At 72.0% G+C, this 17914-nt stretch carries 13 protein-coding genes; 9 read left to right on the top strand and 4 right to left on the bottom strand.

The window, feature by feature from the left end:
* The first annotated feature begins 139 nt into the window (after nucleotides 1-139).
* Nucleotides 140-4567, top strand: coding sequence for an aminotransferase class I/II-fold pyridoxal phosphate-dependent enzyme (locus tag ACIGXX_RS39380; RefSeq protein ID WP_399983283.1), 4428 nt, complete (start codon nucleotides 140-142; stop codon nucleotides 4565-4567).
* Nucleotides 4568-4574: 7 nt separating this feature from the next.
* Nucleotides 4575-5312: a class I SAM-dependent methyltransferase gene (locus ACIGXX_RS39375; protein WP_399983463.1), complete on the top strand. Its 738-nt coding sequence runs from the start codon at nucleotides 4575-4577 to the stop codon at nucleotides 5310-5312.
* A gap of 33 nt (nucleotides 5313-5345) precedes the next feature.
* Here ACIGXX_RS39375 and ACIGXX_RS39370 read toward each other — a convergent pair whose 3' ends face one another.
* The 3 genes from ACIGXX_RS39370 to ACIGXX_RS39360 form a co-directional block, all read right to left on the bottom strand.
* Nucleotides 5346-7175 (bottom strand): glycoside hydrolase family 15 protein, encoded by a 1830-nt coding sequence (locus ACIGXX_RS39370; protein ID WP_399983280.1) that lies wholly within the window; start codon nucleotides 7173-7175, stop codon nucleotides 5346-5348.
* A 70-nt stretch (nucleotides 7176-7245) separates the two neighbouring features.
* The gene (locus ACIGXX_RS39365; protein ID WP_399983276.1) at nucleotides 7246-7926 is read right to left on the bottom strand and encodes a response regulator; all 681 of its coding nucleotides are present in this window, start codon (nucleotides 7924-7926) and stop codon (nucleotides 7246-7248) included.
* Nucleotides 7923-9167, bottom strand: coding sequence for a sensor histidine kinase (locus tag ACIGXX_RS39360; RefSeq protein WP_399983460.1), 1245 nt, complete (start codon nucleotides 9165-9167; stop codon nucleotides 7923-7925). The genes ACIGXX_RS39365 and ACIGXX_RS39360 overlap by 4 nt, the downstream gene beginning before the upstream one ends.
* Before the next feature lie 150 nt (nucleotides 9168-9317).
* On the opposite strand from ACIGXX_RS39360, the gene ACIGXX_RS39355 reads away from it, so the two are divergent.
* The 7 genes from ACIGXX_RS39355 to ACIGXX_RS39325 all read left to right on the top strand — a co-directional run bounded on the left by ACIGXX_RS39355 (nucleotide 9318) and on the right by ACIGXX_RS39325 (nucleotide 17082).
* Nucleotides 9318-10283: an ABC transporter ATP-binding protein gene (locus tag ACIGXX_RS39355; protein ID WP_383825397.1), complete on the top strand. Its 966-nt coding sequence runs from the start codon at nucleotides 9318-9320 to the stop codon at nucleotides 10281-10283.
* On the top strand, nucleotides 10280-11812 hold the full coding sequence (locus ACIGXX_RS39350; RefSeq protein ID WP_361472134.1) for an ABC transporter permease subunit: 1533 nt from the start codon (nucleotides 10280-10282) through the stop codon (nucleotides 11810-11812). The genes ACIGXX_RS39355 and ACIGXX_RS39350 overlap by 4 nt, the downstream gene beginning before the upstream one ends.
* A gap of 14 nt (nucleotides 11813-11826) precedes the next feature.
* A complete protein-coding gene (locus ACIGXX_RS39345; protein ID WP_361472137.1) occupies nucleotides 11827-12618 on the top strand; it encodes an ABC transporter permease in 792 nt (263 codons plus the stop codon).
* A 321-nt stretch (nucleotides 12619-12939) separates the two neighbouring features.
* Complete coding sequence (gene malX / locus ACIGXX_RS39340; protein ID WP_361472140.1) at nucleotides 12940-14541, top strand: maltose/glucose-specific PTS transporter subunit IIBC; 1602 nt, start codon at nucleotides 12940-12942, stop codon at nucleotides 14539-14541.
* Nucleotides 14542-14544: 3 nt separating this feature from the next.
* Nucleotides 14545-15720, top strand: a complete 1176-nt coding sequence (locus tag ACIGXX_RS39335; RefSeq protein WP_351172346.1) for a MalY/PatB family protein — start codon at nucleotides 14545-14547, stop codon at nucleotides 15718-15720.
* Nucleotides 15721-15859: 139 nt separating this feature from the next.
* Nucleotides 15860-16366, top strand: a complete 507-nt coding sequence (locus ACIGXX_RS39330; RefSeq protein WP_351172343.1) for an Lrp/AsnC family transcriptional regulator — start codon at nucleotides 15860-15862, stop codon at nucleotides 16364-16366.
* A 26-nt stretch (nucleotides 16367-16392) separates the two neighbouring features.
* Nucleotides 16393-17082 carry an HAD family phosphatase gene (locus ACIGXX_RS39325; protein ID WP_351172340.1) on the top strand — a complete coding sequence of 230 codons (690 nt, stop codon included), beginning with the start codon at nucleotides 16393-16395 and terminating at the stop codon, nucleotides 17080-17082.
* A 139-nt stretch (nucleotides 17083-17221) separates the two neighbouring features.
* Here ACIGXX_RS39325 and ACIGXX_RS39320 read toward each other — a convergent pair whose 3' ends face one another.
* Nucleotides 17222-17875, bottom strand: coding sequence for a TetR/AcrR family transcriptional regulator (locus ACIGXX_RS39320; protein ID WP_361472145.1), 654 nt, complete (start codon nucleotides 17873-17875; stop codon nucleotides 17222-17224).
* Nucleotides 17876-17914: the final 39 nt, after the last annotated feature.

Below are 17914 nucleotides of genomic sequence, written 5' to 3'. Positions count from 1 at the left end.
CCGCCGCCCGGGCCTACGATCGAAACAGCGAGACCCCAGGTTGAAGCGTGACTCTCGGCCGGGTGTCCCTGCCACGCAGGGAGGCGCTTTGCCATTGCTTCGGGCACACCCTCGGGACCCACCACGGGCCCATCGGCTCATGGTCGCCTACATCGTCCTGGTCGCCGCTCTCACCGCCGTCTACATGACGCTGCCGGGCCTGCGCGCACCCCTCTGGGCACTCATCGGCCTCGGGGGCGTCGCGGCCGTCCTCCTCGGTGCGCACGTCCACCGGCCCGCGCACCGCTGGCCGTGGTGGGTGCTCGCGGCCGGACTCTTCGCGTTCGCCGCGGGCGACACGTACTACAACGTGGTCGAGCAGTACTTCGACGCGTCCAATCCGTTCCCCTCCCCGGCGGACGCCTGCTACCTCGTGGTCTATCCGCTGCTCGCGGCAGGCCTCTTCGGCCTGGTCCGCTACCGCTGGGCGGGCCGCGACCTGCCCAGCCTCCTCGACGCGCTGATCATCACCGGCGGGCTCGCGCTGCCCGTCTGGGTCTACCTCGTCCAGCCGCTCACCGAGGTCGAGGGCCTGACCTGGCCGCAGCGCGCCATCAGCATCGCCTACCCGCTGGGCGACGTCCTGGTCCTCGCCCTGCTCGCCCGGCTGCTGACCCCCGGCTACGTGACCGGCCACAATCCCGCCGTGCGCCTGCTCGTCCTGGGCACGCTCACCCTGCTGCTCTTCGACATCGCGTACGGGATTCTCCAGCTCAACGGGTTGTGGCAGGCGGGCACGCTCCTGGACACCGGCTGGATCGTCTTCTACACGGCGTGGGGCCTTGCCGCGCTGCATCCCTCCATGGCGGAGCTGACCGCCTACACCCATCAGCCACTGACCCTGCTCCCGCCGCCGCGCAGGCTCGTGCTGCTCGCCGCGGCCACCCTCATCGCCCCGGCGATCCTGCTCACGGAGGGCCTGCTCGACAGCGCCCATGACGCGGCCGTCATCGCCGCCTTCTCCGGCGCTCTGTTCCTGCTGGTGATCCTGCGGCTCGCGGGCATGGTCGTGGCGCACCGCAAGGCCGTGGACCGTGAGCTTGCGCTGCGCGACGCGGCCTCCTCGCTGGTGGCGGCGATCACGACGGAGGAGATCACCGACACCTGCGAGACGACCGTCGCCGCGCTCTCCGGGTCCGGCGGCCGGTCCGGGACCCTGCTCCTGGAGGCGGGCGACACACCGCCGGTGCCCTACGCCGCCCTCGACCTGCGCCGCACGCGCCTGGTCCAGGCCGCCGCACTCGGCCCGCAGATCGCCGCCCGCTTCGGGGCCGCGCAGCGTGCGCTGGTGTGCCCGATGATCCAGCGCGACCGTCCGGCCGGCGGCGCGCCGCCGGGGGTGCTGATCGCGGCGGGCTCCGAGAAACAGCTCACCGAGATCTGGGGCTCCCTGGAGATCCTCGCCTCGCACGCGGGCCTGGCCAAGGAGCGCATCGCACTCCGCAAGGAGATCATCCGGCGGGAGAGCGAGGCGTACTTCCGTACGTTGGTGCGCAACGCCTCCGACGTCATCCTCATCGTCGACGACGACGACACCGTGCGGTACGCGAGCCCGTCCGCCCAAGCCGTCTTCGGGGCCGCCACGCTGATCGGGGCGGAGCTCCCGGCGCTGGTGGACCCGCGCGACAGCGACCGGGCCGCGCGGGTCCTCGCGGCCATGCGCGGCGGCGGGCAGCAGGAGCCCCACGACTACTGGTGGATGCCGCGCGGCGGCGGGCGCATCGAGGTGGAGGTGCGCTGCAGCGACCTGCGCCAGGACCCCACCGTCCGCGGCCTGGTGGTCACCCTGCGGGACGTGACCGAGCAGCGGCAGCTGGAGCACGAGCTCACCCAGCGGGCCTTCCACGACGCGCTGACCGGCCTGCCCAACCGGACACTGCTCCTGGAGCGCATCGAGCGCGCCCTGCTGCGCGGCCGCCGCGAGTCGATGCTGACCTGTGTGCTCTTCGTGGACCTCGACGACTTCAAGGTCGTCAACGACACGCTGGGGCACTCGGTCGGCGACCGGCTCCTGACGGCGGTCGGATCGCGCCTCTCGCGGTCGCTGCGCCGCAGCGACACCGCGGCCCGGCTCGGCGGCGACGAGTTCGCCGTCCTGATGGAGGACGCCAAGCAGCCCGTCGACGCCGAGATCCTCGCCGCGCAGGTGGTGCAGGCGCTCAGCAGGCCCTTCCAGCTGTCCGGCGACTGCGTGAGCGTCTCGGCGAGCGTGGGCGTGGCCACGGCCGCGGACAGCGCGGGCGCCGATGAGCTCCTGGCCCACGCCGACCTGGCGCTGTACGCCGCCAAGGCCGCGGGCAAGCGCCAATGGCGCCGCTTCCAGCAGCGGCTGCACGTACGCATGCTGGAGCGGCACGACCTCCAGGCCGGCCTAGACCGGGCGATCGCCGACGAGGAGTTCGCGCTGCGCTATCAGCCCGTCGTGGACATCAGCGCGCACGTCGACCCGGCGCAGAGCGCGGCGGGCGCCGCCGAGATCGTCGGCTTCGAGGCCCTGGCCCGCTGGCCGCACCCCCGGCGCGGCCTGGTGCCGCCCCAGCAGTTCATCCCGCTCGCCGAGGAGACCGGGCACATCACGCCGCTGGGCGCCTGGGTCCTGGGCAGCGCCGCCACGGACATGGCCGGACTGCAGAGCGTGGGGCCCTCATCGGAGCGGCACCCCTACATCAGCGTGAACGTGTCCGCGCGCCAGTTCCGCGACGCGGGCTTCCTCGACGAGGTGCGCAGGGCCCTGGACACGCCCGGCCTTGCCCCGGGTTCCCTGCAGCTGGAGCTCACCGAGTCGGTGCTGATGCGGCGCGACAGCCAGATCCAGGGGGTCATGGAGGCGTTGAAGGACCTCGGGGTGCGGATCGCGGTGGACGACTTCGGCACGGGATTCTCCTCGCTGCGCTACCTCCGCGAGTTCCCCGTCGACGTACTCAAGATCGACAAGACGTTCATCGACGACATCGCCGACGACACCCGGCAACTCGCCCTCGTGGAGGGCATCGTGCACCTCGCCGACACGATGGGCCTCCAGGTCATCGCCGAGGGCATCGAGCAGTCCGCGCAGCGGGACCTGCTGGCCGGGATGGGCTGCGGGTTCGGCCAGGGCTATCTCTTCGCCCGGCCGCTGACGGCCGAGCAGGGGGAGCGGCTCCTGCGGCGCCGGGGGCAGAACGGCGCCGCCACCGGCCGGGGAGCGGGGCCGGGCCGCCGGATCACACCGGCCGCCCCCGCTCCTTCCACCCGCGCTGTCCCGACCGCCCCGATCCCCTCGGAGAGGGAGAGCGCCATGAGCGAACCTGACGCCGAACTCCTGGGGGTACGGAGCGAGCCGCGCTGGGGCGATCTCGACCACCTGCGGCGGACCAGCCCGATGAGCGACTGCGTCCTGGACGAGGTCCGCGGCCGGCACATCCGCAGCGGTGACCACTGGCTCATCGACTTCGCCTCCTGCAACTACCTGGGCTTCGACTGCGATCCGGAGATCATCGCTGCCATCGAACCCGCCGTACGCCGCTGGGGAACGCACCCCAGCTGGTCCCGGCTGCTCGGCAGCCCCCGGCTCTACCCCGAGATCGAGGAACGGCTCGCCGCGCTGCTCGGTGCACCCGACACGCTGCTGCTCCCGACGGCGACCCTGATCCACGCCTCGGTGATACCCGTCCTCGCGGGCAAGGGCCATGTCTTCGTCGAGGCGGCGGCGCACCGCACGGTGTACGACGGCTGCGTGGCCGCCCGCGGGCAGGGCGCGACGCTGCGGCGGTTCCACGCCGACCGGCCCGACGAACTGGCCGCCCTGCTGCGGGCGGTGCCGAGCGGCGATGCCCGCCTGGTCTGCCTGGACGGCGTCAACAGCATGAGCGGGAACATCGCCGACGTACCCGAACTGGCCGGACTCTGCCGTGACGTGGACGCCACGCTGTACATCGACGACACCCACGGATTCGGTGTCATCGGGGAGCGCGGCGTCGACGAGCCGTGCCCGTACGGGATGCGCGGCAACAGCGTCGTCCGGCACACGGGTGAGACGTACGACAACATCGTGCTCGTCGGCGGCTTCTCCAAGGCCTACTCGTCGCTGCTCGCCTTTCTCGCGCTGCCGACCGGGCTCAAGGACCATCTGAAGGTCACCGCCGCCCCCTATCTGTACTCCGGGCCCTCGCCCACCGCCTCGCTCGCGACCGCGCTGGCCGGGCTGGAGGTCAATGACCGGCGCGGCGACGCCATCCGCGCCGATCTGCACCGCAAGACCGTCCGGGTCCTGGACCACGTGGCCGGGCTCGGGCTGAAGACGCTCAACTCCGATCAGCTGCCGATCGTGGAGATCCCCCTGGCCGACGCGTCCGACCTGGACGCGGTCGCCGGTTTCCTCTGGGAGCAGGGCATCTATGTGACCCTCGCGGCCTATCCGCTCGTGCCGCGCGACCGGGTCGGCTTCCGCGCGCAGCTCACGGCCCTGAACTCCGACGAGGACATCGACCGGCTCAACGCCGCCCTGACCCGCCTCTCCGAGCGGTTCCCGCTGCGGCCGGGGAGCTGACACCGTGATGGCCCCGACCCGCAACGACGACGTGGACTGGGACAGCTGGCCCGTCCAGGACTATCTCGGCGAGAACTACCGCGTGCTGCACCCCTCCGACGCCGCGGTCATCGTCCACCACTCCGCCTTCTACCGGCAGTTCGCCCCGCACAGCGCCGCGCGCTCCCTGGAGTTCGGGGCCGGACCCAACCTCTATCCGCTGATCCTCGCCGCCGCCGCGAGCCGCCGCATCGACGCCGTGGAGGCGAGCGCGGCGGGCGTCGCCTATCTGACCCGGCAGCTCGAACAGGCCCCTGACGACAGCTGGTTGCCGTTCCACGCGCTGTGCCGACGCCTCAACCCCGATCTGCCGCCGACGCTTCCACGGGCGCTCGCGGGCGTGCGCGTCGTCCACGGCGACATCCGGGCGCTGCCGTCCGGCTCGTACGACATCGCGTCGATGAACTTCGTCGCCGAGGGCGTCACCGAGGACTTCGCGGAGTTCACCGACTTCTGCCACCGCTTCGCGCGCTCCGTCGTCCCGGGCGGGCATCTCGTCGCGGCGTTCATGGAGAACATGCCGACGTACCGCATCGGGCCCACGTCGCGGTGGCCCGGCTGCCCGGTGGACCCGGCCGTCGTCACCGAGGTGTTCGCCCCGCTCACCGAGCACCTCGCCGTCACCCGGATCGACGCCGACCCGACACTGCCGGACTACGGCGACTCCGGGATGGTGCTGCTCTCGGCGACGCGCCGCGAGGCGTGACCGCCCGCCCTCGGGGACCCGCCTCCTGGGGCCTCAGGCGCCCGCCTCCCGCAGTGCGAACGCCGTCTCCACCAGCGCGATGTGGCTGAACGCCTGGGGGGCGTTGCCCAGTTGGCGCCGGTCTCGCGGGTCCCACTGTTCCGCGAGCAGGCCCACGTCGTTGCGTACGTCCAGGACGCGCTCGAAGGTCTCGCGCGCCTGCCGGAGGTCGCCGGTCGCCGCCAGCGCGTCGGCGTACCAGAGGGAGCACGCCACGAACGTGCCCTCCGATCCGCGCATGCCGTCCACGCCGTGCCTGCCCGGGCCCTCGTGCGCGTACCTGCGCACGAATCCGTGGTGGTCCAGGGCTCGCATCGCCCGGACGGTGTCGCGCACGCGCGGGTCGCCCGCGGGCAGGAAGCCGACCTTGGGGATCAGCAGGGCCGACGCGTCCAGGGCGGGCGATCCGTAGGACTGCACGAACGACCGCCGCCCGGCGTCCCACCCCTCACGGCACACCTCCTGGTGCACCGCGTCCCGCATGGCGCGCCACTCCCCCGCGGACTCGTTCCTGCCCAGCAGTTCGCCCATCCGCAGGGCACGGTCGGCTGCGACCCACGACATGACCTTGGAGTGGACGAACTGCCGCCTGGCGCACCGGACTTGCCACAGTCCCTGATCGGGTTCGCGCCAGTGCTCCCGCAGATGGCCCATCAGGGATTTCACCAGGCTCCACAGATGGGGCTGCATCGGAATCCCCGCCCGCAGCGACAAGTAGAGCGTGTCGAGCACCTCACCGTACACGTCGAGCTGGAACTGTCCGACCGCCGCGTTCCCCAACCGTACGGGCCGCGACCCCTCGTAGCCGGGCAGCCAGGGCGCCTCGGCCTCCGGCAGCCGCCGCTGGCCCCCCACTCCGTACACCGCCTGTAGATCGGCGGGGTCCCCCGCGACGGCACGCACCAGCCAGTCGAGCCAGGCCGTGGCCTCCTCGCGGTAGCCGCTGCGCAGCAGGGCGGAGAGGGTCAGCGTGGAGTCGCGCAGCCAGCAGAAGCGGTAGTCCCAGTTGCGCTCGCCACCGACGCACTCGGGGAGCGAGGTGGTCGGCGCGGCGACGATGCCGCCGGTGGGCGCGTAGGTGAGGGCCTTCAGCGTGATCAGCGAGCGGGTGACGGCCTCCCGCCAGGGACCTTGGTAGCGGCACTGGGCCGTCCAGCGGCGCCAGAAGTCGCCGGTCGCCTTCAGGGCCGTCTCGGCCGGGACGCTCAGGGGCGCGGGCGGATCGGTCAGATGCGAGGGCGCCCACACCAGCTGGAGGGTCAGGCGCTGACCCGCCGTGACGGTGAAGTCCAGGACGGTGGGGTTCGGGTCGGTGGAGTCCGGGGTGGTGGAGTCCGGGGTGGTGTCCACGCCGCGTATCTCCATCGGGCCGTCGGCGCTCAGCCAGAGGGAATCGGGACCGGCCACGGCGACCGTGCAGTGCTCCTGGGCGCGCACCCACGGCACGATGCGGCCCTGGTTGAAGCGCGGCCGCAGTTCGCTGCGCATGGCCACGGCGCCGGACAGGCCCTCGACGACGCGCACGACGCAGGGCAGATGTGCGCGGGGCGGCATGAAGTCCGTGACGCGCACGGCACCGGTCGGGCCCTCCCAGCGGGAGTCCACGATCAGGGTGTCCTGGCGATAGGCCCGCCGGGCGCACGGTCCAGCGCCTACGGGGGAGACGCGCCAGAAGCCGTGCTCCCGCGTGCCGAGCAGTGCGGCGAAACAGGCCGGTGAGTCGAAGCGCGGCAGGCAGAGCCAGTCGATCGACCCGTCCCTGCCGAGCATGGCAGCGGATTCCAGGTCACCTATGAGGGCGTAGTCCTCGATGCGTGCGTTCATGATCGAGTCACGCCGTCGTGCACATTGCCGCCCTTCCATTGTACGGCGGACGGGCCCGTCGGGCCTGGGCTCAGGCCCCCGCCCCGGGCACCACGAGACCCGACTCGTACGCGGCGACCACCGCCTGCGTGCGGTCCCGCAGCCCGAGTTTGGCGAGCACCCGGCTCACGTGGGTCTTCACGGTCTCCTCGCTGACGTGCAGCCGCCCGGCGATCTCCGGGTTGGACAGGCCCTCCGCGATCAGCCGCAGCACCTCGGTCTCGCGCGGGGTGAGCGCGTCGAGGCGGGCGGCGGGCCCCACGGGCGGGCCCGGCCTGAGGCGGGCGAACTCCGCGATGAGGCGGCGGGTCACGGTGGGGGCGAGCAGCCCCTCGCCGGCGGCCACCACCCGCACCGCGTCGAAGAGGCGCTCCGCCGTCACGTCCTTGAGCAGGAACCCGGCGGCGCCCGCGCTCAGCGCGTCGTACACGTGCTCGTCCAGGTCGAAGGTGGTCAGGATCAGCACGCGCGTGCCGGTCCCGGCGAGCCGCCCGGTCGCCTCGATGCCGTCCATCACCGGCATGCGGACGTCCATCAGGACCAGGTCGGGCAGCAGCTCCCGGCAGAGCTCGACCGCCCGCGCGCCGTCGGCCGCCGTGCCCACGACCGTGAAGTCGGGCTGGGTGGCGAGGAGTCCGGCGTATCCGGCGCGTACGACCTCGTGGTCGTCGGCGATGACGAGGCGCAGCGCAGAGGGGCTGGGGGTGCTCATGCGGCATGCTCCCGCACCGGCGCCGGGAACGTCGCCTCGATGAGGAATCCGCCGCGCCGCGCCGGGCCCGCACGCAGCTCGCCGCCGACCATCGCGGCCCGCTCCCGCATGCCGACCAGGCCGTGCCCCGCGTCGAGGTTCTTCGACGTGTGCGGACTGGGGCCGTTGTCGCGCACGCGCAGGCGCAACGCGTCCTGGGTGTAACGGAGTTCGACGTCCACGGCGGCGCCCGGCGCGTGGCGGCGGGTGTTGGTGAGGGCCTCCTGCACGATGCGGTACGCGGTGAGTTCGAGGCCGGGGTCCAGGGGGCGTACCGGGCCCTCGACGATGAGGCGCACGGCCGCCGCCGACGCGTCGCGTGCCTCGTCGACGAGTTCACCGAGCTGTTCGAGGCCCGGCTGCGGGCGGCGGTCCGGCGTCGTGCCGCCGCCCGCGTCCTCGCGCAGCACGCCGAGCAGCCTGCGCATCTCGGTCAGGGCCATGCGCGCGGTGTCGCCGATGGCCAGGAAGCGCTCGGCGCCGACGGCGGGCAGGCCCGGGGTGGTCAGCCGGGCGGTCTCGGCCTGTACCGCGATCATGGAGATGTGGTGGGCGACCACGTCGTGCAACTCGCGCGCGATCCTGGCCCGTTCGCCGCGCGCGACGTGTTCCAGGAGGGTGTCCGCGACGGCCTGCTCGGTCGCGCTGTTCACCAGGGCGGTGTCCCGCGCGCTGCGGGCAAGACCGGTACCGGCGGCGACGGCGGCGCCCACCGCGGCGAGGACGGTCAGGAACCGCTCCCCCGCATCCGATCCCGCGGGCACGGAGACCGCGTACGCGATGAAGGGCAGGGGGAGAAGGACGGCCACGTACTTCAGGCCCCGGCGCCCGGCCTGGTGGAGCGCGACGAGCAGCGCGCACAGCCCGGCACCGGTCAGGACGTGGAACGGCGCGAGGGAGAGCATGCCCGCCAGACCGGCGAGGACGACCGCGGCGGCGAAGTAGCCACGGGAGATCCTTGAGGCGCCGAAGGGGTGCTGCCCAGCAGAGGGCTGCGCCATGCGGTCGCCGCCCGCGAGCACCGCGACCGGCACCGTCGTCCCCAGCGCGAGCGACAGGGCCAGCGGGAGCGGAACATCGCCGTCCGCCCGCAGCAGCACCTCGCTCACGGCCCCGAGCGCCAGGAGCGCCGCTGCCGCGACCGGAGACTCGGGGCGGTGCGCGATGCGGCCGCGCGCCACGCCGCGCCCGAAGCCGGGCATGCCGCGCCGGAAGCCCGCTCTGGAAGATTTCTCCCTCACACGTGTCATTGTCACCGGCCCGGCGCCCGGCGGAGTCCCTCACGTGAGGGATACGAAGACGGCTCCCCGGCGTGACGACCTGCGGGCACGGCGTCCCTAGCCTCCCTTCTCATGGATGGCATCACAGCAACAGCCGATGGCGGCGAAGCGACCATCGAAGTACGCGGGCTGCGCAAGCGGTTCGGATCGGTCACCGCGGTCGACGGCCTCTCCTTCACCGTCGCTCCGGGTCAGGTCACGGGCTTCGTCGGCCCCAACGGCGCCGGCAAGTCGACCACCATGCGCATCGTCCTCGGCCTGGACTCCGCCGACGAGGGCACCGCCCTCATCGGCGGGCGCCCCTACCGCGAGTTGCGTACGCCCTTGCTCGAAGTGGGGTCGCTGCTCGACGCGGCGGCCGTGCACCCCAGCCGCCGCGGACGCGATCACCTCCTGTGGATGGCGCACTCGCACCGTCTTCCGGTGCGGCGGGTGGACGAGGTCGTCGACCTCGTCGGGCTCGGGCAGGCCGCCCGGCGCAGGGCGGGCGGGTACTCGCTCGGCATGCGGCAGCGCCTCGGCATCGCGGCGGCGCTGCTCGGCGATCCGCCCGTGCTGCTCTTCGACGAACCCGTCAACGGGCTCGACCCGGAAGGCATCCGGTGGATTCGCGGCTTCCTGAAGTCCCTGGCCGCCGAGGGCCGCGCCGTGCTCGTCTCCAGTCACCTGATGAGTGAACTGGAGGACACGGCCGACCACTTGGTGGTCGTCGGGCGCGGGCGCGTCATCGCCGACACGAGCGTACGAGAGCTGCTCGCCGCCGCGTCGGGCGACCGCGTCGAGGTGCGGACGGCCGAACGCACGACGGCGATGACCGTCCTCGCGGGCGCCGGGGCCAGTGTCGCGGCCACCGGCCGCGACACGCTCACCGTCTCCCGTCTTGAGGCGGGACGGGTCGTGGAACTGCTCGGCGGCGCCGGTGTCGCCTTCTCGGGGGTCGCCGCGCACCGCGCCACGCTCGAAGAGGCGTACATGGAACTGACCAGGAACGAGGCGGAGTTCGCCGCCGAGCACCCGGTCGGGGAGGGCACCCGATGACGACCACGGCGACACCCCCTCGCCGCCCCGGCACGGTCGTGGTCGGGCGCGACGGCTTCCCGCAGCTCCTGCGCGCGGAGTGGACCAAACTGCGTACGGTGCGCCGCTGGGGCCTCACCCTGCTGGCCGCGGTCGTGGTGACCGTACTGATCTCCCTGTTCTCCGCGTCCAGTTCGGGCCTCCAGGTCGAGGGAGGCGGCGGTTCGTCCGCGGCCGACCGCCCGGCCAGGCACGTCCGTGACGACTTCACCTTCGTGCACCGCACGCTCCCCGCCGACGGCAGCGTCACGGCGCGGGTGACAGGACCCACCGGCGCGGGCCCCGACCGGGCGCCCGAGTGGGCCAAGGCCGGGGTGCTCGTCAAGGAGAACACCGAGAGCGGCTCCGACTACGCGGCGCTGATGGTCACCCCGGGGCACGGGGTCCGCTTCCAGAGCGACTTCACCCGCGACGTCGCGGGGGGCGACGCGTCCGCCGACACGCCGCACTGGCTGCGGCTGACCCGGGCGGGCGCCACCGTCACGGCGTACGCGTCGGACGACGGCCGCGACTGGAGGAAGATCGGCACGGCCGGAATCGGCACGGCCACGGGCGCTGTCCCGGTCGGCCTCTTCGTGGCGTCGCCCAACGTGCAGTCCATGCAACGCCAGTTCGGCAACGTCTCGATCGACGACCGCCCGTCGCGCTCGACCGCGCGCTTCGACGAGGTGACGGTCAAGGGCGCGAAGAGCGGCGCCGACTGGAAGCGGACCGACATCGGCCAGGGCGGCGGCGGTCAGGGCAAGGGCGAGCAGGGTGAACTGGTCCGCACCGGCGGGACGTTCACGCTGACCGGCTCCGGCGACATCGCCCCCGGCGCCCCCGTGCAGCCCGACCTCGTCGCGACCGCCCTGAACGGCTCGCAGCTCGGCCTCGTCCTGATCGCCGCGCTCGGCGTCCTGTTCATCACCGCCGAGTACCGGCGCGGCATGATCCGCACGACGTTCGTGGCCAGTCCGCGGCGCGGCCGGGTGCTGGTCGCCAAGGCCGTGGTGATCGGCGCGGTGGCCTTCGCCGCCGGGCTCGTCGCGTCGCTCGCCTCGTACCTGCTCAGCATGCCGGTGCTGCGGGCGAACGGTCACGAGCCGCCGCGGTTCCCCGACTTCTCGCTGACCGACGGCCCCGTCCTGCGCGCGGTGTTCGGCACCGCTGCCCTACTGGCCCTGATCGCCGTGCTCGCCCTGGCGCTGGGCGCGCTGCTGCGCAACACCGCCGCCGCGATCACCACCGTCGTCGTGGTGATCGTGCTGCCGCTGATCCTGGTCAGCATGCTGCCGCTCGGCCTGTCGCAGTGGCTGCAACGGCTCACGCCCGTCGCGGGGTTCGCGATCCAGGAGACGACTCCGCGCCACGACCAGGTGGCGAGCCTGTGCCTCCCGGAGGACGGCTGCTATCCGCAGGGCGCGTGGACCGGCTTCGCGACGCTGGCCGCGTACGCCGTCGTGACGCTCGGCGTCGCGGTGTGGCGCGTCCGGAAGCGGGACGCGTGAAGGGCGGCCGCGGTGTGCGCGCACCCGAGGGACGCGCGCTCGGCACCATCCATGCCGAGTGGACCAAACTCCGTACCCTGCCCAGCACTTGGTGGCTCCTGTTCGCCGTGGTGGCCCTGACCGTCCTCGCGGGCGCGGCCACCGCCGCGTCGCTGACCGCCGGGGACTGCCCGGTCCCTGCCGACTGCCACGAGGACACCGTGAAGCTCAGCCTCACCGGGGTCTGGCTCGGCCAGGGCGCCGTCGTCGTCCTGGCGGTGCTCACGATGAGCGGCGAGTACGGCACGGGCACCATCCGTACGACGCTGACGACGGAGCCGGGCAGGGTGCGGCTGCTGGCCGCGAAGGCCCTGGTGCTGTGTGCCCTGACCGCGGCGGCCAGTGCCGTCGGGGTGCTCGGCTCCCTCCTGGCGGGACGGATGCTGCTGGCCGCCGACGGCTTCGCGACACCGGGCCTCGCGGAGGGTCCGACCCTGCGCGCGGCCGCCGGCACGGTCCTCTACCTCACGCTGGCCGCCCTGATCGGCCTGGGCGTGGCCACCGCGCTGCGCGACACGGCCGGTGCCGTCACCGCGGTCCTCGGCCTCTTCTACGCCTTTCCGCTCCTGGCGGGGCTGCTCGCCGATCCCGACTGGCAGGAGTACGCCCGGCGTGCGGCGCCCGCGACGGCCGGGCTGGCGATCCAGTCGACGCTCGATCTGGACCAGCTGCCGATCGGGCCGTGGGCGGGGATCGGGGTGCTCGCCGCGTACGCGGGCGCGGCGCTTCTCGCGGGCGGGGCGGTGCTGCGGATGCGGGACGCGTGAGGCGGCGGGCGCGGGTGAGGCGGGCGTACGGATGAGGCGAGGCCGCCTACGGATGAGGCGGCGTGCGAGCGGGGCCCGTTACAGGTGAGGGCGCGGCCGGGACTTAGGTCCTGAGCCGCTCCTCCCCCATGGACAGCCCCCGAACTGCTGTGATCTCATCCGTCCGGGCGGATCGATCGACCTTCGGCGTGGATCGTCGGACCAGCCACGCTGATCGGCAGGCGATCCCTGTGTGCAGCATGTGACCGGCCACCGTCCTGGCCCGCGCGCCCGTGGGCCGGTCATCGCACGTCTCCGCTCAGGCCCGAAAGACCCCCACACATGCAGAAGACCAAGTCCGCGCTCTGGGAGTTCCTCCAGGGCCTCGGCAAGACGTTCATGCTCCCGGTGGCCCTGCTCGCGTTCTGCGGCATCATGCTGGGCATCGGCTCGTCGCTCTCCAGCGACGCCGTCACCGACAACCTCACCTTCCTCCAGGGCGATGGCTTCCACCTCGTCTTCACGTGGATGGCCAGTACGGGCCTCGTCGCCTTCAAGTTCCTCCCGGTGATGTTCGCGATAGCCATCCCGCTGGGCCTCGCCCGCGAGGACAAGGGCGTCGCGGCCTTCTCCGGCTTCGTCGGGTTCGCCGCGATGAACCTGGCGGTGAACTTCTACCTCACCGCCAAGGGCGTGGACCTCGAGGACGAGAAGGCCATCGCCCACTACGGCATCGCCGACGTCATCGGCATCCAGTCCATCGATACGGGACTGCTCGGCGCCGTCGCTGTTGGCATCGTTGTCAGCGTGCTCCACCAGCGGTTTCGTGCTCAGCGGATGCCGGACGCGCTCGCCTTTTTCGGCGGCCTGCGGTTCGTTCCGATCATCTCGACGCTCGTACTCAGCCTGCTAGGCCTGCTGATCCCGCTGGTGTGGCCGACGTTCAACGGCTGGATCACGGATCTGGGGCGCGCGATCGGTCACGCGGGTGTCTTCGGCCCGTTCTTCTTCGGCATGGGCGAGGTGCTGCTCCGTCCGATCGGCCTGCACCACATCCTCGTGGCGATGTTCCGCTTCACCGACGTGGGCGGTTCGGGCGCGGTCTGCGGCGATCAGGTCTCCGGCGCGCTGAACCTCTTCTACGCGCAGCTCAACTGCGCGAACCCGCCCGGTGACGCGGTCACCAGCGCCACCCACTTCCTGTCCCAGGGCAAGATGGCGGTCTACCTCGGCGGGCTGCCGGGCGCGGCCCTGGCGATGTACCACTGCGCGAACAAGAAGATGCGCCCCGAGATCAAGGCCCTCCTGATCTCCGGCGTCGTCGCGTGCGTCGTCGGCGGCATCACCGAACCGCTGGAGTTCCTGTTCCTGTTCATCGCCCCGTGGCTGTACCTGATCCACGCGGTCCTGGTCGGCCTCGGCTTCCTGACGGCGGCCGTCCTCGGGGTGTTCATCGGCAACACCGACGGCAACGTCATCGACTGGCTCGTCTTCGGCGTCCTCCAGGGCACGACCACGAAGTGGTACCTGATACCGGTCATCGCCGCGGTGTGGTTCGCCGTCTACTACTTCCTCTTCCGCTGGGCCATCACCCGCTTCGACCTCAAGACGCCGGGCCGCGACGAGCCTGCCCCTGAGGGGACCGAGGAGGAGTCGTCGTCCCAGGACGAGGCCGCGGCTCCGCGCGAACTGATCGCGGGGAAGTACGACGCCGTGGCGATCCTGGAGGCGATCGGCGGCGCCGGGAACATCCAGTCCCTCGACAACTGCATCACCCGCCTGCGCATGACGGTCGCGGACGCCGAACAGGTCGACGAGCCGCGCCTGAAGAAGCTCGGCGCGGTGGGCGTCATCAAGCTCGACGCGCACAACGTGCAGGTCATCATCGGCCCGCAGGTGCAGTCGGTGAAGGACGCCATCGCGTCGTTGACGCGGGTGGGCTGAGCGATGGGGCACTCCTTCGATTTCGACACTCCGGTCGACCGGCACGGCACGTGGTGCACGCAGTGGGACTACGTGGAGGACCGCTTCGGCGTCCCGGACCTGCTGCCCTTCACCATCTCGGACATGGACTTCGAGACGGCGCCCGCGGTCCTCGCGGCGCTCCGCGGCCGGCTCGACCACGGCGTGCTCGGTTACTCCCGCTGGCGCCAGGCCGACTTCCTCTCCGCGATCGTCGACTGGTACGGCACACGCCACGCGACCGAGGTGGACCCGGAGTCGATCGTCTACGGCCCGTCCGTGATCTACCAGGTCGCCCGGCTCCTGCGCCTGTGGTCACGCCCCGGCGACGGGGTCGTGGTCCACACACCGGCGTACGACGCCTTCCCCAAGACCATCGCCGCCAACGAACGCCGCCTGCTGGGCTGCCCGCTCGACGACTGGACGGAGCTGGAGCGGCTCCTCGCCCTCCCGGACACGGCGGTACTGCTGCTGTGCTCGCCCCACAACCCCACGGGGCATGTGTGGACGGAAGGAGAGCTGGACCGCGTCGCGGCCCTGTGCGCGCGGTACGGCGTGGCGGTGATCAGCGACGAGATCCACTCGGACCTCGCGCACCCGCCGCATGTCCACCGCCCCTGGGCCCTGCACGGCGGCCGGGGCGACCGCTGGGCGATCGTGACATCGGCGTCGAAGTCCTTCAACATCCCTGCCCTGACGGGCAGTTACGGCATCATCGGCGACCCCACGACACGCGACGCGTACCTCCACCACCTCAAGGAGGCGGACGGCCTGTCGTCCCCGGCGGTGCTTTCCCTGGTGGGCCACATAGCGGCGTACCGAGAGGGAGCCCCGTGGCTGGACTCCCTGGGCACGTACCTGCGCGGCAACCTCCACCTGGTGGCCGACCGCCTGAACACGGCGTTCCCACCCCTGACGTGGACCCCACCCCAGGCGGGCTACCTGGCCTGGATCGACATACGCCCCTTGAACATCGACGACGAGGCCCTACAACGCGAACTGATCGAAACCCAAAAGACAGCGATCATGCCCGGCACGACATACGACTCCCCCGGCCACCTACGCCTGAACGCCGGCTGCCCACGAACCAAGGTCGAACAGGGGGTCACGGCTCTGATCGAGGCGGTGCGGGCGCTCCAGCGGAGGGACGGCGCCGTCTGAGCTGTGGGGCCGGGAGCTGGAGGGGAGCTGAGGGCCGCTTCAGTATGCGCAGGTCAGACCGTTCTCCTTGAGGCTGCCCGCCCTCTCCCATTGGTACAGTCGCCAGGTTCATCCCCCTTGCACCCGGGAGACCCGCGCCATGGCCGTCGACGAACTCGACACCCGCATTCTGCGTCTCCTCCTGGAGCAGCCCCGCACCAGCGTCCGTGAGTACGCGCGTGTGCTCGGCATTGCCCGTGGCACCCTTCAGGCGCGGCTCGATCGGCTTGAGCGGGACGGGGTGATCACCGGGACGGGGCCTTCGCTGTCGCCTGCCGCGCTCGGGCATCCGGTGCTTGCCTTCGTGCACATCGAGGTCACCCAGGGGCATCTCGATGAAGTGGGGGACGCTCTTGCTGCCGTGCCGGAGATCATCGAGGCCTTTTCCATCACCGGTGGTGGTGATCTCCTGACCCGCGTGGTCGCCCGGGACAACGGGCACCTGGAGGACGTGGTCCAGCAGCTGATCCAGATGCCGGGTGTGGTCCGTACCCGTACGGAGATGGCTCTGCGCGAGCGCGTCCCGCACCGGCTGCTGCCGCTCGTCGAGTCGATCGGGAAGGCCTCGGCCTCTGCCTCCGCCCCCGCCTCCGCCGTGCAGCGGTGAGCTGCGGCTTTGGCATGCTGGAGGGCATGAGCACCCTCGGCAAGACCTCGGTCATCTTCGATCTCGACGGCACTCTCGTGGACAGCGAGCCCAATTACTACGCGGCACAGCGCGGGCTGCTCGCCGAGCACGGAGTGGACTACACCTGGGCCGAGAACGAGCAGTTCGTAGGCATCAGCACCCAGGAGAGCCTCGCCATCTGGAAGGAGCGGTACGGGATCGACGTACCGGTGGCCGAACTGCTCCCGGAGCTCGACCGTCGCTACCTGGAGCTGGCCCGCGCCGACACGCACGTCTTTCCGGAGATGCGGAAGTTCGTGGAGCGGCTGCACGGTGCGGGGGTGCCGATGGCCGTGGCCTCCGGGTCGTCCCGCGCCGCCATCGAGGCGATCCTCTCCGGCACCGGCCTCGACGCACTCCTGACCACGTTCGTCTCGGCCGACGAGGTCGCGCACGGCAAGCCCGCGCCCGACGTCTTCCTGGCCGCCGCCGCGCTCCTCGGCGCGGACCCGGCCGACTGCGTGGTCCTGGAGGACGCCGCTCCGGGGGCGACGGCAGCGCACGCCGCGGGCATGCGCTGCATCGCCATCCCCTATGTCACCGCCCACGCCGACCAGCCGGCGTTCGCGTCGGCGGGGCTCCTGCTGCGCGGCGGGCAGGCCGAGTTCACGGCGCAGGCGGCTTGGGACCACCTGGCTGCTCTGTCGCGGTCGTAGCCGTTGCTGTTGCTGTTGCTGTTGCCGTAGCTGTGGCTCGGGCTCGCTCCGTCAGTTCCGTTCTTCTGATCTTGCCCGTCGCCGTGAGCGGCGGTTCGTCGAGGATCTCCACCACGTAGGCTGGCGTGCGAGCGGCTCCTCAGCGTTGGGGACCGCCTTGGGGACCGCCTTGGGGATCGACTCCGAGCAGGTGCAGGAACATGGCGGTCACATCGCGCACGGCCGCGTCGTACGCATCCGGGTCCGCCGCCGTGAGCCGGGCGAACTGGATGCTCATGCCGCCGACCGCGCGGGCCACGGCGAGCGGATCGGCGACCGGCCGGGCCCTGCCCTCGGCGGCGAGCCGCCGGATGTAGCGGGCGGACCGGTGGATCGGGCGCTCCTGGGTCTCCTCCCACAGCGCGCGCACGTCCTCGTCGTTCTGCGCCTGCTGCTCCAGCAGACGCAGCAGCGGCAGGTGTTGGGCGTACGCGGCGATGAAGGCGGCCGTGGACGCCCCGGCGACCTCGCGCGCGTCGTCCAGGTCGACGCCCGGCACGTCCTGCGCGGCGAGGAACGCGTCCCGTACGCGCGCCGCGAGGACGCGGAAGATCTCCTCCTTGGACGCGAAGTACACATAGAAGCCCGCCCGGGAGACCTCCGCCTCCGCCGTGATGTCGGCGATGGTCGTCGCGCCGTAGCCACGCCGCGCGAACACGGCCTCGGCGGCGTCCAGGAGCCGCCCGCGGGCCGGGGCGTCGCTGCGGTCGCGGGCGGTGCGGGTCGCCCAGGGCTGCTGTTGATGTCGTGCCACGCGGCGAGCTTATTGACGTTGACGCCAATGTCAATAAGC

Origin of the sequence: Streptomyces sp. NPDC055243 (genome assembly GCF_044544025.1) — a bacterium.
Lineage (GTDB): Bacteria > Actinomycetota > Actinomycetes > Streptomycetales > Streptomycetaceae > Streptomyces.
The sequence above is the reverse complement of the archived record's forward strand: the minus strand, read 5'-3'. Positions and strand labels throughout refer to the sequence as shown.